This is a genomic window from Pseudomonas borbori, from assembly GCF_900115555.1.
Taxonomy (GTDB): domain Bacteria; phylum Pseudomonadota; class Gammaproteobacteria; order Pseudomonadales; family Pseudomonadaceae; genus Aquipseudomonas; species Aquipseudomonas borbori.
The window spans coordinates 24700-37566 of the sequence record NZ_FOWX01000014.1 but is presented as its reverse complement, the minus strand read 5'-3'; the positions used below and the strand labels follow the sequence as shown (position 1 = coordinate 37566).

Genomic DNA, 12867 nt, shown 5'->3' with positions numbered 1-12867 from the left:
CCCCTCCGAGGAGCTGCATCTTGAAATTGAATTGGGCCGAGACGCTGCGTGAGAACCTGCATGGACTGGCCGAATCGCTCGGCAACCTGCTGGTCGAAGGCTTTCACTACCTGGCGTTGTTCGCCATCGGCGGGGCTACCGCCTGGGCGGCGGTGATGGCGTTCAGCGGCATGGTCGATAAGGGCCACACCACGGTCGACGACATCCTGCTGCTGTTCATTTACCTCGAACTGGGGGCGATGGTCGGGATCTATTTCAAGACCAACCATATGCCGATCCGTTTCCTGATCTATGTGGCGATCACCGCGCTGACCCGTTTGCTGATCTCCGACGTGTCGCACCACCATCGCCCGGATATGGGCGTGGTGCTGATTTCCGGGGCGATCCTGTTGCTGGCGGTGGCGATTCTGGTGGTGCGCTACGCCTCCGCGCGCTTCCCTTCGGTGCAAACCGATGGGCCACGCATGCGCCGCAACCCGGCCGACAACGCGGCGGAGAAGGACGACACCCAGGGCGATGATTGAAGGGGGCGTGCTTGCCGTCGTGTCAGCCGCTCTCGCAGGCTCAGGGTGTTACCTGATAGCCGCGTTGCTGCAGGCAATTGGTATAGGCGGAAGAGCTGGCCGCAGTGCTTTGCTCGGCAGTTCTGCGATCCTGGCGGCGCTCCTGGCGTTGCCGGGATCCACCCACTACCGCGCCGGCCACCGCCGCATCCCTGGCCTGGTTCTGCCGGTACTCTTGTTTGAGGTCATCGTCGAGGCGGTCGTACACCTCCTCATGCTGACGGCCGCGTACCCCGGCGACCGTTGCCCCAGCCGCTGCGCCGGCCACCGCGCCGCGGGCGCGGCCGCCGGACTGCGAACCGGTGGTGCTGGTGCTGCTGGTGTTGCCGGCCTGGGCCTGGCATTCGCTGATGTCCTGCTGAATGGTCTGGGGCGATTGGCCCTGGAGCGGAACGACCGTCTCGGCCGTAACGCCGAGGCTCACTATCGAGCAGAGCGTGGCTATATAGAGGGGGGAGGATTTGTTCATGGCGGGCACTACTCCCGTTCCAAGTGGGTTGGCAAGGTCAACTTCTGACGGTCACTTCATAGCCTAGCTTTTACCGGCCATGATGCCGCGCAATTTTGCAGGGCGTAGTGCTTCGCTCATCAGCAGGACCAGGCCTTTATCTGCTTCACGGTTGTTGGCTCTGCTGCAGCCGGGCGATGTTGTGCTTGATCACATCCATCACCGCAGCGGTCATCACCGCGGTGGAAACGCCGAACATCAGGATGCCGTTAGCTGCCTCCAACGGACCGAGCAGGCGCCAGCGTTCGGACATGACGATATCGCCGTAGCCCAGGGTGGCGAAGTTGACCGCCGAGTAATACATCGCTGTGGCGACTTCCTCGAACTCGCCAATCAGCATGAACAGTGCGGCCCAGATGATCATCTGGGCGAAATTGCCGAGCAGCATCAGCAGCATCACCATCCCCAGCAGCAGGATATCCAGGGCAAGCGTTTTATGGCTCCGCCCGGAATCCTTGAAGCGCTTGTAGTGGTTGGCGTAGTAGCGCAGGCACAGGGTCACGAAGATGGCCTCCATGACCAGGCACAGCAGCATCACGGGCAGGCCGACCAACAGGTTGAGCAGCATGGGGGGAGTCTCCTCAGCAGTCGGGTTGGCGCATGGCGCGACCTTGGCGGTATCGATCCAGCAGGTAGACCATCAGCCAGGCATACAGGCTGATGGCGATGAACAGGCCCATGCGCAAGGCGAAGGCGCTGTAGACGTCCTTGCCGTTGGCGCTGTCCTGCACCGACAAACCGAGCAGGATGATCATGGTCACCAGGCTGTTCAGCCAGAAGCCTGGGCTTTGCCGGGTCGGGCTGAAGCCATAGAGCTTGCGCGCCAGCAGCAGGGCGAACAGCAACATCCACAGGAAGAACATCCACAGGTGTACGAACAGGCCGAGGGCCCACCAGAACAGGATGGCCAGCAGGCCGCCAAACAGGGTCGAACCGATCAGCTCGTGAGCGGCATTGCGCACCGTGGCCGTACAGCTCTGCTGGCCGAGGCTCACCGACTTGAGGATTATCGCCATGTAGCCGGCCGGATCGATCAGCGCCAGCAGGTAGGCCGGCAGCACCACCAGCGCAGCGCGCAGTGCCACCCAGCCGACTTCTTCCGCGGGCAGGGGCGGCTCGGCCGGCACTGGCTGGGCGTCGGTCGGCTCGGGAAACAGCCAGTGGCTGAGGGGTAGGATCAGCACGGCGAGCAGCAGGTTCTGCACCAGGGCGTTGATGACCAGCAGAGCCAGGGTGAAATCGGCGGTGCCGGCAGCCGAAATCATGGTCAGGCCGATCGCCAGGAAGGTCGTGACCAGGCCGTTGCCTCCACTCAGCCCATGGCGGAAGGCCAGGAACAGGCCCAGGCCAACCAGCAACACGCCGCTGAATGAGGCGTAGCGCAGCAACGGGATCAGCAACAGGCCGCTGCCGGTGGTCAGCATCACCACCAGGGTCAGGCCCAGCCCGGCCTTGAGCGACAGCGGGCGATCGAGCTTGGCCAGCAGGAACAGGGCGAACAGCGGGGCAATGAACGGCAGCGGCAGCCCGAGGCCGAAGCTGACGGCCAGGCACAGTGCGGTGCCGCTGGCCAGGCGCAGCGCACGTTGGGCGCGGGGTTCACGCCGAACACACTCAGTAGGCATAGGACAGCCAGCTCATCAGGTAGAGGAACAGGTGACCGAGCGGATTGAGCGGATTGCCCTCGCTGGGGAATGCCATGACGTCGGCCTGGCCGCCTACGCGAATACCGCGCAGCTTGGCCAATTTGCTCACTTCGCCCGGAGCGAACTCGACGATCACCGGGAAGCGCTGCGCCGGACGCAGCCAGTCGCGGCTGTTCTCCACGTTGGGCAGGGTACCGGGAGCCGTGCTCTGGCCGACGCTGACACCGTAGCCGACGCTGCGCACCCGGCCTTCGAACACCCGGCCGGGCAGGGCGTCCAGCACTATGGATACCGGGGTGTCGGGTTCGATCCGGCCGAGGTTGTTCTCGGTCATTTCCGCACTGATCCACACGTCCTGGATGGTGATCAAGGTCATCAGCGGATTGCCCGCCGCGGCGAACTGGCCGACATCGGTGCGCAGATCGGTGATCAGGCCGGCCGAGCGTGCCCGCACCCGGGTATTGGCCAGATCCAGCTCGGCCTTTTCCAGGGCGGTGGCGGCGCTGCGCAGCAGGGCGTTCCGCTCGTCGCTGCCGCCTTGCTGCTCGCGCGCCCGCTGCACTTCGGCGCGGGCCGCGGCGACCTGACTTATGGCCTGCACATGACTGGCCCGCGATACCTCGAGGCGGCGCAGGGAAATGGTGCCCGGATCTTCGCGGTACAACCGTTCGAGGCGTTCCCGATCCTGCTGCGACTTCAGTTCGTTGGCCTGGGCGGCCCGCAGGGAGGCCTGCGCCGAATCGATGCCGGCGGTGCTGGCGGCAATCTGCCGGCGGGTCGACTCGAGTTCGGCGCGCGCCCGCTCGACGGCAATCTGGTACTGCTCGGGATCCACCTCGAAGAGCACTGCGCCGGCCTCGACCATCTGATTGTTGCGTGCCAGCACCCGGGTCACCCGGCCGGCCACTTCCGCGGCCACCGGCACGACCAGAGCCTGCACCCGCGCCTGTTGGGTGTAGGGGGTGAAGCGGTCGGCCAGCAGGTACCAGAGCAGGCTCAGGGCGATCAGCCCGATTACCCACTTCACCCCCCGGTTCACCGGGTCGGCGGGCGGCTTTGGCGCAGGGGTGGGCGGAACCGGGGGGGCGGGCTGGGCTGCGTCACTCATCGTGGCTGTCCTTGTGTGGCAGCGGGGCTGCACTGGCCGTTGGGTCATCCAGCAGGTCGCCCCAGTCGGTGCGTTGCTGCATCTGCACGCGGCTGACCGGGTCGATCCTGGGCTGGGCGCTGTGCCAGCCCCCGCCGAGGGCCTTGTACAGGCCGATCAGGTTGCTTACCGCACTGTTGCGCGTCACCAGGTAGCTGTCCTGTTGCACCAGCAGCGCCCGCTGGGCATCCAGCACCCGCTGAAAGTCGGCGTAGCCTTCGCGGTACTGGGCGCTGGCCAGGGTCAGCGAGCGCTCGGCGGATATCGCCGCCTCGCGCAGGATGAACTCGCGCTCCAGTGCCTTGCTCAGGCCACGGGCGGCGTCGTCGGCCTCGCGCGCCGCCTGGCGCACGCTGTCGCGGTAGACCTCGATCAGCTGCTGCAGGCGGGCGTCCTGCACGCGCACGTTGTTGTCGATGCGGCCGTAGTCGAACAGGTTCCAGCGCAGGCTGGGACCGCCAACCAGATCCAGGGTATCGGGCGCGCCGTCCAGCGAACTGGTGGACCAGACGATGCTGCCGAGCAGGCTCAGCGAGGGGTAGAGATCGGTCTTGGCCACGCCGATCAGCGCCGACTGGGCGGCGACATTCAGTTCGGCGGCGCGGATGTCCGGGCGGCGGCGTAGCAGGTCGGCCGGCACATCCTGCAGCACAGCGCGGTCGATCAGCGGGATCAGGCCTTCGCGTTCGACCAGCTCCGGCAGCGGGCCGGGCGGGCGGCCGATCAGCACGGCCAGGGCGTTGCGGGTGCGCGCCACCTGATCCTCGAATTCCGGGAGGCTGCTCAGGGTGCCGAGGTACTGGGTCTTGGCCTGTTGCAGGTCGAGTTCGTCGCTCTCGCCGCTGCGGAACAGTCGCTCGGTGATCTCGAAACTGCGCCGCTGGTGCTCGGCGTTTTCGCGGGCGACGCGCAGGCGGGCCTCGGTGGTGCGCAGGGCGTAGTAGGTTTCCGCCACCTGGGCGCGTAGCAGCACCAGCACGTCCTCGTAATTGGCCTCGGCGGCGAAATAGGCGGCATCGGCCGACTCGATGGCCCGGCTGAAACGGCCCCAGAAATCCAGTTCCCAGCCGATGTCAAAGCCCAGGCTGTGCTGCCAGAATTGGCTGTCCTGCGGGTTGCGTCCGCCGGACTGGTTACGCTTGAGGTAGAAACTGTCGGCGCTGGCCTGCTGCAGTTGCGGGTAGCGCCCACTCTGGGCGATGCCCAGCTGGGCGCGGGCTTCCATCACCTGCAGGCCGGCAATCTTCAGGCTGGAGTTGTGGGCGTCGGCTTCACTGATCAGGCGGTCGAGGGCCGGGTCGTCGAACACCCGCCACCACTCGCGGATATCGGGTTGTGCTGCCGGCAGGCTGGCCTGCTCGATGGCCGGACTGCGCCAGCGCTCGACCCAGGCCTCGCCGGGTGGCTGGAAGTCCGGCCCCAGGCGCACGCAGCCGCTCAGGCCAAGGGCACCGAGCAGCAGCAAGCAGCCTGGGAGACGTGACGGCGACATGGCGCAGTCAGGTCTGTTGCTGGTTGTCCGGTCCGCCATCCTTCGGTTGATCCCTGACCCATTGCCAGAACAACTGGTAACCGACCGCCAGCACCACCGGGCCGATGAACAGGCCAATCACGCCATTGGTGACCATGCCGCCCAGGGCGCCGATCAGCACCACCGGCATCGGCACATCGACACCCCGCCCGAGCAACAGCGGCTTGAGCACGTTATCGGCCAGACCGGCGACGAAGACGTAGATGGCAAAGACGATAGTCGCCGTGTTGGCACCCTCGGTGGTGAAGACAAAGGCAATCACCGGGACGGTGATCAGGGTGGCCGGCAACTGCATGATGCCCAGCAGCAGCACCGCCAGGGCCAGCAGCCCGGCGCCGGGGATGCCCTTGAGGACGAAGGCGACGCCGATCAGCAGCATCTGGATGAAGGCGATGCCGACCACGCCCTGCGCCACCGCGCGAATGGTGGCGGTGCACAGTTGGGTGATCTGCGGTCCCCTGTCCGGGCCGGACAGGCGCGAGGCGATCTCCACCGCGCTGCGGTTGCCACCCTCGCCGTAGGCCATGAAGATGCCCGCGATCATCAGGGCGACGATGAACACCAGCAGGCCCATGCCGAGGCCCGCGAGCTTGCCCAGCAGGGTGAGCACGAGTTCCTTGATTTGCGGGGTGAACTTCTGCGTCACACCGGTGAGGTCGGTGGAGGCTTGCAGCCAGAACGCATACAGCGGCTTGCCTACCAGCGGCCAGTCGGCGACCGACTCGGCCGGTGGACGAATATGGAAATTGCCGCTCTTGACCACGGTCAGGGCATTCTCCACCGAGTCGGCCAGCGATGAGCCCAGCAGGTAGATCGGCACCATGAGGACGCCGATGGCAATCAGCGCGATCAGCGTTGCGCTGCGACCGTCGTTGTTGCCCAGCCTGGACCTGATCTTCAGGTGCAGCGGATAGAGGGTGATCGCCAGGATCAGCGACCAGAGCATCAGGTTGAGAAACGGGTGGAAGATCTGGAAGCAGAACATAACCAGCACCGCAATCAGACCGGCGCGAATCAGCACATCGAGCAGGCCGCGAGACAGCGGCTTATCGGTAGTGGGCGTGAGCTGCATCGATTATCTCCTTGTAGGTCGCTGCAACGAGACCGGGGCGGTAAGCCCAGCATAGCCACTCAATAGTTGCGCTGCTCAAGAAGATAGCTGCTCGCCAGGCGGCGCTGGAGCAAGGCCCATGCAACGGTTTTGCACGATAGAGAACGCCTTTTCCATCAACTGCTCAATCGCTGCTGTTACGCAAAAAAAATTTCTGGTCAATTTTCCTTTGAAATCCTTGATCTAAATCAGACGTCGAGCATCTTCGCGCTGAAGCGACTTGCTGTCCGGCTATTGCGAGCTAGCGTGCAATAAATCCGACAGAGGGCGGATCAGTAGTGCGAGGGCAGGGTTCATGATCGGACGCACGAATATCCAGCTGAAGAAACGCGTGTTGCTGGTCGATGACGACCTGGCTAACCCGATGAGTGCGCGGGGTCGGGTGCTGAACGACCTGGTGGACGAGTTCCACAACCGCAATACCGACGTGGTCAAGGCCACCTCCTACGAGGACGGGCTGGCGTCGGTGGTCGCCGACGCCGCGCTGCACTGCATCTGCGTCGACTGGACCCTGGGCAGCAACGATGCCGCGAGCCATGTCCAGGCGCTGGAACTGCTGCGCGCGATCCGCCAGCGTCACGAGCAGGTGCCGGTGTTCCTGATGGCCGATCGCAGTGCCAAGAAAAGCCTCACGGTCGAGGCCATGGAACTGGCCGACGAATTCGTCTGGATGCTCGAGGACACCGCCCCCTTCGTCGCCGGGCGGGTGGTGGCTGCGATCGAGCGCTACCTCGAACACCTGCTGCCGCCGTTCACCGATGCGCTGATCCGCTACACCATGAAGGAAGAACACTCCTGGGCGGCGCCGGGGCACCAGGGCGGCATCGCCTTCACCAAATCGCCGGTGGGCCGGGTGTTCTTCGATTTCTTCGGCGAGAACCTGTTTCGTGCCGACAGCGGCATCGAGCGCGGCAACCTCGGCTCGGTGCTCGACCATAGCGGTCCGGTCGGTGAGTCGGAAGCCTATGCCGCACGGATCTTCGGCGCCCACGTCAGCTATGCGGTGCTCAACGGCACGTCAGGCTCCAATCGCGCGATCTTCATGGCCTGCGTCGGCGAGAACCAGTTCGCTCTGTGCGACCGCAACTGCCACAAGTCCATCGAACAGGGGCTGGTGCTCAGCGGCGGCCTGCCGCTGTACATGACGCCGACGCGCAACCGCTTCGGCATCATCGGCCCTATCCTGCCCGCGCAGTTCGACCCGCAGCGCATCGCCGCGGCCATCGCCAGCCATCCGTTGCGTGCCCAGGCCAAGGGCGACCAGGCGGTCTACGCGGTGGTGACCAACTGCACCTACGACGGCATGTGCCTGGATGCCGAGCGCGCCGAAGGCCTGCTGGCGCAGAGCAGCGAGCGCATCCACTTCGATGAGGCTTGGTACGGCTACGCGCGCTTCAATCCGCTGTATCGCGGGCGCTTCGCCATGCGCGGCGACCCGGCCGAACACCAGGCCGATGCGCCAACGGTGTTCGCCACCCACTCCACCCACAAGTTGCTGGCGGCGCTGTCGCAGTCCTCGTTCATCCATATCCGCAACGGCCGTCACCCGATCGAGCACAGCCGCTTCAACGAGTCGTTCGTGATCCAGGCCAGCACCTCGCCGCTCTATGCGATGTTCGCTTCCAACGAGATTGGCGCGGCGATGATGGATGGCAACGGCGGCTACAGCCTGACCCAGGACTCGATCCGCGAGGCGGTGGATTTTCGTCAGGCGCTGGCGCGTGTGCACCGCGAATTCTCCAGCCGCGGCGACTGGTTCTTCCAGCCGTGGAACGCCCCCCAGGTGCATGACCAGAGCGGCAAACTGGTCGATTTCACCGACGCCGATGCCGAGCAGCTGGCCACCGACCCGGCCTGCTGGGAGCTCGAACCGGGCGCCGAATGGCATGGTTTTGCCGGCCTGGAGAAAGGCTGGTGCCTGCTCGATCCGATCAAGGTCGGCATCATGGTGCCGGGTATGGGGGGCGACGGCCAGCTGGAGGCGGAGGGCATTCCCGCCCCCGTGCTCGGCGCCTTCCTCTACCGCAACAACATAGTGCCCTCGCGCATCACCGACTTCATGGTGCTGTGCCTGTTCAGCATCGGCGTGACCAAGGGCAAGTGGGGCACGCTGATCAACGTGCTGCTGGCCTTCAAACGTCACTACGACGGCAACGTTGCGCTGGAGCGGGTATTGCCCGACCTGGTCGCGCAGCACCCCGAACGCTACCGCGGCATGGGCCTGCACGACCTCAGCCGCGAGATGTTCGAGTACATGCGCAGCAGCCGCATGGACGCCCTGCAGGCCCAGGCCTTCGGCCAGTTGCCGCCGATCGAGATGACCCCGCGCGCTGCCTTCCAGGCCCTGCAGGCCGGCGACGCCGAATTGCTGCCGCTGCAGCAGGCGGCGGGCCGGGTCACCGGGGTTGGCATCATGCCTTATCCGCCGGGCATTCCGATCGTCATGCCGGGCGAGAACCTGGGCGCGCTGGATGGCCCCTGGCTCAGCTACATCCTGGCGTTGCAGGACTGGGGCAACAGCTTCCCCGGATTTGAAAAGGAAGTGTCGGGCGCCGAGCACAAGGATGGCGGCTACCACTTCTGGTGCCTCAAATAAGGCGAGTGCTGCCACCTCTATCACTGCAGGAGTCTCTCATGTCTCATTCGCCAACCGCGCTACCCACCTCCCTGGCGCAGCGCTTTCCGGTGCTCATCGTACTCAGCACCCGTGGAGTTGAAGACAGCATCGTCACCCACAGCGCCCAGGCGATTGGCCGGGCACTGCAGGCCCATGAGATCGAAGTGGAGATGGTTGGCTCCCTGGAGGACGCGGAAATCGCCTTCCGTGCCGACCCGGCCTATTCCTGCGTGATCCTCGGCTGGGGCCTGTGCGAGCACGATCTGGACAAGGCGCTGCAGGTCATCCGCCTGATCCGTCGGCGCACCGCCCAGCTGCCGATCATCCTGGGCATGAGCCAGGCGCATCAGAGCCGGGTGCCCTTAGCGTTCCTCGAGAACATCGATGGCTTCATCTGGCAACCGGAAGACAGCCCCGAATTCATCGCCGGGCGCATCCAGGCGGCTGCCCGCCGCTACCTCGACACCATCCTGCCGCCATTCTTCGGAGCCCTGGTCAACTTCGCCGACACCTGCGAATACTCCTGGCACACCCCCGGCCACACCGGCGGCACTGCCTTCATGAAGACCGCGGTGGGGCGCAGCTTCCTCGATTTCTACGGCGAGCAGATGCTGCGCTCCGACCTCAGCGTCTCGGTCGGCCAGCTGGGTTCGCTGAACGACCACTCCGGCCCGGTGGCCGAGGCGGAGAAGTACGCTGCCCGTGTGTTCGGCGCCGACTACTCGTTCTTCTCGGTCGGTGGCAGTTCGGCCAGCAACCAGATGGTCCTGCACTCGGCGGTGACCGACGGTGATGCCGTGCTGGTCGACCGCAACTGCCACAAGTCGCTGAACTACGCGCTGAACCAGTCCGGCGCGGTGCCGCTGTACCTGCGCCCGCGGCGCAACGCGCGCGGCCTGATCGGCCCGGTGCCGCACAGCGAGCTGACCCCCGCAGCGGTGGCGCAGAAGCTCGCCGACAGCCCGCTGGCGCGCGACAAGCAGGCGCGTCCGGTGCTGGCGGTGCTGACCAATTCGACCTACGACGGTCTCTGCTACAACGTGCAGACCACCACCCGCGAGTTGAGCCAGTCGGTCGATCGCATCCACTACGACGAGGCCTGGTACGCCTACGCGCGGTTCAACCCGCTGTACGAAGGGCGCTACGGCATGCACCGCGGCGAGCGGCATGCCGACGATGCCACGGTGACCGTGACCCACTCGACCCACAAGCTGCTCGCGGCGCTGTCGCAGGCCTCGATGATCCATATCCGCTCGGGCAAGGTACCGGTCAAACCGGCGCTGTTCAACGAAGCCTTCATGATGCACACCTCCACCTCGCCGCAGTACAGCATCATCGCCTCCACCGATGTGTCGACCAAGATGATGGATGACGCCGGCGAGTACCTCACCGACGAGTCGATCGGCGAAGCCATCGCTTTTCGCCAGGCCATGGTGCGCATGAGCAACGAGATTCACATACGCGATCCGCAAGACTGGTGGTTCGGCGTCTGGCAGCCGGACGAGGTCGATGGCGTGCCGTTCGCCGACCTCGACCCGCAGCGCCTCCACCATGGCGATGCCTGGGTGCTCAAGCCCAACGCCCGCTGGCACGGCTTCGGCGACCTGGGCTCCGACTACTGCATGCTCGACCCGATCAAGGTCACGGTGCTGACCCCGGGGCAGACGCTGGAAGGCGAGATGCAGAGCAGCGGCATCCCGGCGCCGCTGGTGTCCTCCTTCCTCTCCAGTCGCGGCATCGTGGTGGAAAAAACCGAACCCTACTCCATCCTGCTGCTGTTCAGCCTGGGCGTGACCAAAGGCAAGTGGGGCTCGCTGGCCGCCGGCCTCATGGAGTTCAAGCGCCACTACGACGGCAACTCGTCGCTGGAGCTGGTGATGCCCGATCTGCTGGCCAGTCATGCCGAGCGCTATGCCGGCATGGGCCTGCGCGATCTGGCCGAAGAGATGCACCAGGAGATGCTGGCCTCGCGCCTGCTGCACAACATGGATGCGGCCTTCAGTCTGCTACCCGACCCGGTTTCCTCGCCGCGCGATACCTACGCCCGGCTGGTCAAGGGCGAGATCGAGCAGATCGCCGTGCGCGACATGCTCGATCGCACCGTCGCCGTGCAGATCGTTCCCTACCCGCCGGGCATTCCGCTGATGATGCCGGGGGAAAAGGCCGGTGCCGACAAGCGCGCCATCATCGACTACCTGCTGGCGATGGAACTGTTCGATAGCCATTTTCCCGGCTTCGGCCATGACAACCATGGGGTCGAGGTCGAGCGCGACGCTCAGGGTCAACTTACCTACAGGGTCTATGTGGTCAAGCAGTAACACTAGTCACCCAGAGCGCCGATGCGCGCCCCGGGCCACCGCTGCGAGCTGAGCAAGGAGTCTGGTATGGCTGATTCAAGCAAGAAAATGAGCCTCATGGGGCTCACCACGCTGGTGGCGGTGAACATGATGGGCTCGGGCATCATCATGCTGCCGGCGAACATGGCGCAACTGGGCGCGGTCTCGCTACTGTCCTGGATCGTCACCGCGATCGGCTCCATGGCCATCGCCTACTGCTTCGCCCAGTGCGGCATCTTCTGCAATCGTTCGGGCGGCATGTCGGCCTACAGCGAGGAGGCCCACGGCAAGTCGGCGTTCTTTCTCTGTTCGTTCCTTTACTTCCTGTCGCTGGCGATCGGCAACGTGGCCATCGGTATTTCCGCGATAGGCTACCTGTCGTCGTTCATCCCCTGGCTGGGCAGCGGTGCCATGCAGCTGTGCATCGGCCTCATCGTGCTGCTGTGGTTGACCACCATTGCCAACTTCGGCGGGCCGAGCATCACTGGCAAGCTCGGTGCGATCACCGTCTGGGGCGTGATCATCCCGGTGGCAGGTCTCAGCGTGATCGGCTGGTTCTGGTTCGACACGGAGGTGTTCGCCGCCGCCTGGAACCCGAACAATATCGCCGTCAGCGACGCCATCACCCAGAGCATTCCGTTGACCCTGTGGGCCTTCCTCGGTATGGAGTCGGCGGCGCAGAGCTCCGATGCGGTGGAGAATCCCAAGCGCGACGTGCCGCTGGCCTGCCTGTTCGGCACCCTCGGCGCCGCGGTGGTGTACGTGCTCTCGACCACGGTGATCCAGGGCATAGTGCCGAACGCCGAACTGGCCAACTCCTCGGCGCCGTTCGCCTATGTCTACGCCCAAATGTTCAACCCCATGGTCGGCAACATCATCATGGCGCTGGCGGTGATGGCCTGCCTCGGCTCGCTGCTCGGCTGGCAGTTCACCCTGGCGCAGACCGCCAAGATGACCGCCGACCAGGGCATGTTTCCCAAGCTGTTCGCCAAAGTCACCGCGGCGAATGCACCGATCATCGGCATGATCGTCTGCGGCGTGCTGCAGACCGTGATGGCGCTGTCGACCATCTCGCCCAACGCCAGCGAGCAGTTCGGCAAGCTGGTCGGTCTGGCGGCGGTGACCAACCTGATTCCCTACGTCACCGCGCTCACCGGCTTGCTGGTGATCATGCACAAGGCCAAGGTCAGCCCGGCGGTCTATACCCGCAACGTCGCGGCGCTGCTGGTGGCGATGGCCTACTCGTACTACGCCATCTATGCCTCCGGCAAGGACGCGGTATTCGGCGCCACCATCGTCCTGGCGATCGGATACCTGCTCTACGGCTTCATTGCCAAGAACTTTGTCGACGAACGAGCGGCCGCCGCGGCTGCAAGGTCCTAGGCACTGTATTCCGGATTGCCAAGAC

At 65.1% G+C, this 12867-nt stretch carries 10 protein-coding genes; 4 read left to right on the top strand and 6 right to left on the bottom strand.

Annotation, left to right across the window (positions count from 1 at the left end; genetic code table 11):
* Positions 1-20: 20 nt before the first annotated feature.
* On the top strand, positions 21-524 hold the full coding sequence (locus BM315_RS12255) for a phosphate-starvation-inducible protein PsiE (protein WP_090501313.1): 504 nt from the start codon (positions 21-23) through the stop codon (positions 522-524).
* 40 nt (positions 525-564) lie between these two features.
* Here the strand turns inward: BM315_RS12255 and BM315_RS12250 are convergent, their stop codons facing one another.
* From BM315_RS12250 to BM315_RS12225, 6 genes are all read right to left on the bottom strand, one after another.
* Positions 565-1032 (bottom strand): YMGG-like glycine zipper-containing protein, encoded by a 468-nt coding sequence (locus BM315_RS12250; protein WP_090501311.1) that lies wholly within the window; start codon positions 1030-1032, stop codon positions 565-567.
* 145 nt (positions 1033-1177) lie between these two features.
* Complete coding sequence (locus BM315_RS12245; RefSeq protein WP_090501309.1) at positions 1178-1639, bottom strand: potassium channel family protein; 462 nt, start codon at positions 1637-1639, stop codon at positions 1178-1180.
* A 13-nt stretch (positions 1640-1652) separates the two neighbouring features.
* A complete protein-coding gene (locus BM315_RS12240; protein ID WP_090501307.1) occupies positions 1653-2696 on the bottom strand; it encodes a DUF2955 domain-containing protein in 1044 nt (347 codons plus the stop codon).
* Positions 2686-3825 carry an HlyD family secretion protein gene (locus BM315_RS12235; RefSeq protein WP_090501305.1) on the bottom strand — a complete coding sequence of 380 codons (1140 nt, stop codon included), beginning with the start codon at positions 3823-3825 and terminating at the stop codon, positions 2686-2688. The genes BM315_RS12240 and BM315_RS12235 overlap by 11 nt, the downstream gene beginning before the upstream one ends.
* Positions 3818-5356 carry an efflux transporter outer membrane subunit gene (locus BM315_RS12230; RefSeq protein ID WP_090501303.1) on the bottom strand — a complete coding sequence of 513 codons (1539 nt, stop codon included), beginning with the start codon at positions 5354-5356 and terminating at the stop codon, positions 3818-3820. The genes BM315_RS12235 and BM315_RS12230 overlap by 8 nt, the downstream gene beginning before the upstream one ends.
* Before the next feature lie 7 nt (positions 5357-5363).
* Positions 5364-6467, bottom strand: coding sequence for an AI-2E family transporter (locus BM315_RS12225; protein WP_090501301.1), 1104 nt, complete (start codon positions 6465-6467; stop codon positions 5364-5366).
* 334 nt (positions 6468-6801) lie between these two features.
* Here BM315_RS12225 and BM315_RS12220 point away from each other — a divergent pair, with 334 nt between their 5' ends.
* The 3 genes from BM315_RS12220 to potE all read left to right on the top strand — a co-directional run bounded on the left by BM315_RS12220 (position 6802) and on the right by potE (position 12842).
* Complete coding sequence (locus BM315_RS12220; protein WP_090501299.1) at positions 6802-9102, top strand: Orn/Lys/Arg family decarboxylase; 2301 nt, start codon at positions 6802-6804, stop codon at positions 9100-9102.
* 38 nt (positions 9103-9140) lie between these two features.
* Positions 9141-11441, top strand: coding sequence for an Orn/Lys/Arg family decarboxylase (locus BM315_RS12215; RefSeq protein ID WP_090501296.1), 2301 nt, complete (start codon positions 9141-9143; stop codon positions 11439-11441).
* Positions 11442-11507: 66 nt separating this feature from the next.
* Positions 11508-12842 (top strand): putrescine-ornithine antiporter, encoded by a 1335-nt coding sequence (potE, locus tag BM315_RS12210; protein ID WP_090501294.1) that lies wholly within the window; start codon positions 11508-11510, stop codon positions 12840-12842.
* Positions 12843-12867: the final 25 nt, after the last annotated feature.

Coding starts and splice junctions, on each gene's coding strand:
- BM315_RS12250 (WP_090501311.1), bottom strand. CDS start 1,032: ATGAACAAATCCTCCCCCCTCTATATAGCCACGCTCTGCTCGATAGTG.
- BM315_RS12245 (WP_090501309.1), bottom strand. CDS start 1,639: ATGCTGCTCAACCTGTTGGTCGGCCTGCCCGTGATGCTGCTGTGCCTG.
- BM315_RS12240 (WP_090501307.1), bottom strand. CDS start 2,696: ATGCCTACTGAGTGTGTTCGGCGTGAACCCCGCGCCCAACGTGCGCTG.
- BM315_RS12235 (WP_090501305.1), bottom strand. CDS start 3,825: ATGAGTGACGCAGCCCAGCCCGCCCCCCCGGTTCCGCCCACCCCTGCG.
- BM315_RS12230 (WP_090501303.1), bottom strand. CDS start 5,356: ATGTCGCCGTCACGTCTCCCAGGCTGCTTGCTGCTGCTCGGTGCCCTT.
- BM315_RS12225 (WP_090501301.1), bottom strand. CDS start 6,467: ATGCAGCTCACGCCCACTACCGATAAGCCGCTGTCTCGCGGCCTGCTC.
- BM315_RS12220 (WP_090501299.1), top strand. CDS start 6,802: ATGATCGGACGCACGAATATCCAGCTGAAGAAACGCGTGTTGCTGGTC.
- BM315_RS12215 (WP_090501296.1), top strand. CDS start 9,141: ATGTCTCATTCGCCAACCGCGCTACCCACCTCCCTGGCGCAGCGCTTT.
- potE (WP_090501294.1), top strand. CDS start 11,508: ATGGCTGATTCAAGCAAGAAAATGAGCCTCATGGGGCTCACCACGCTG.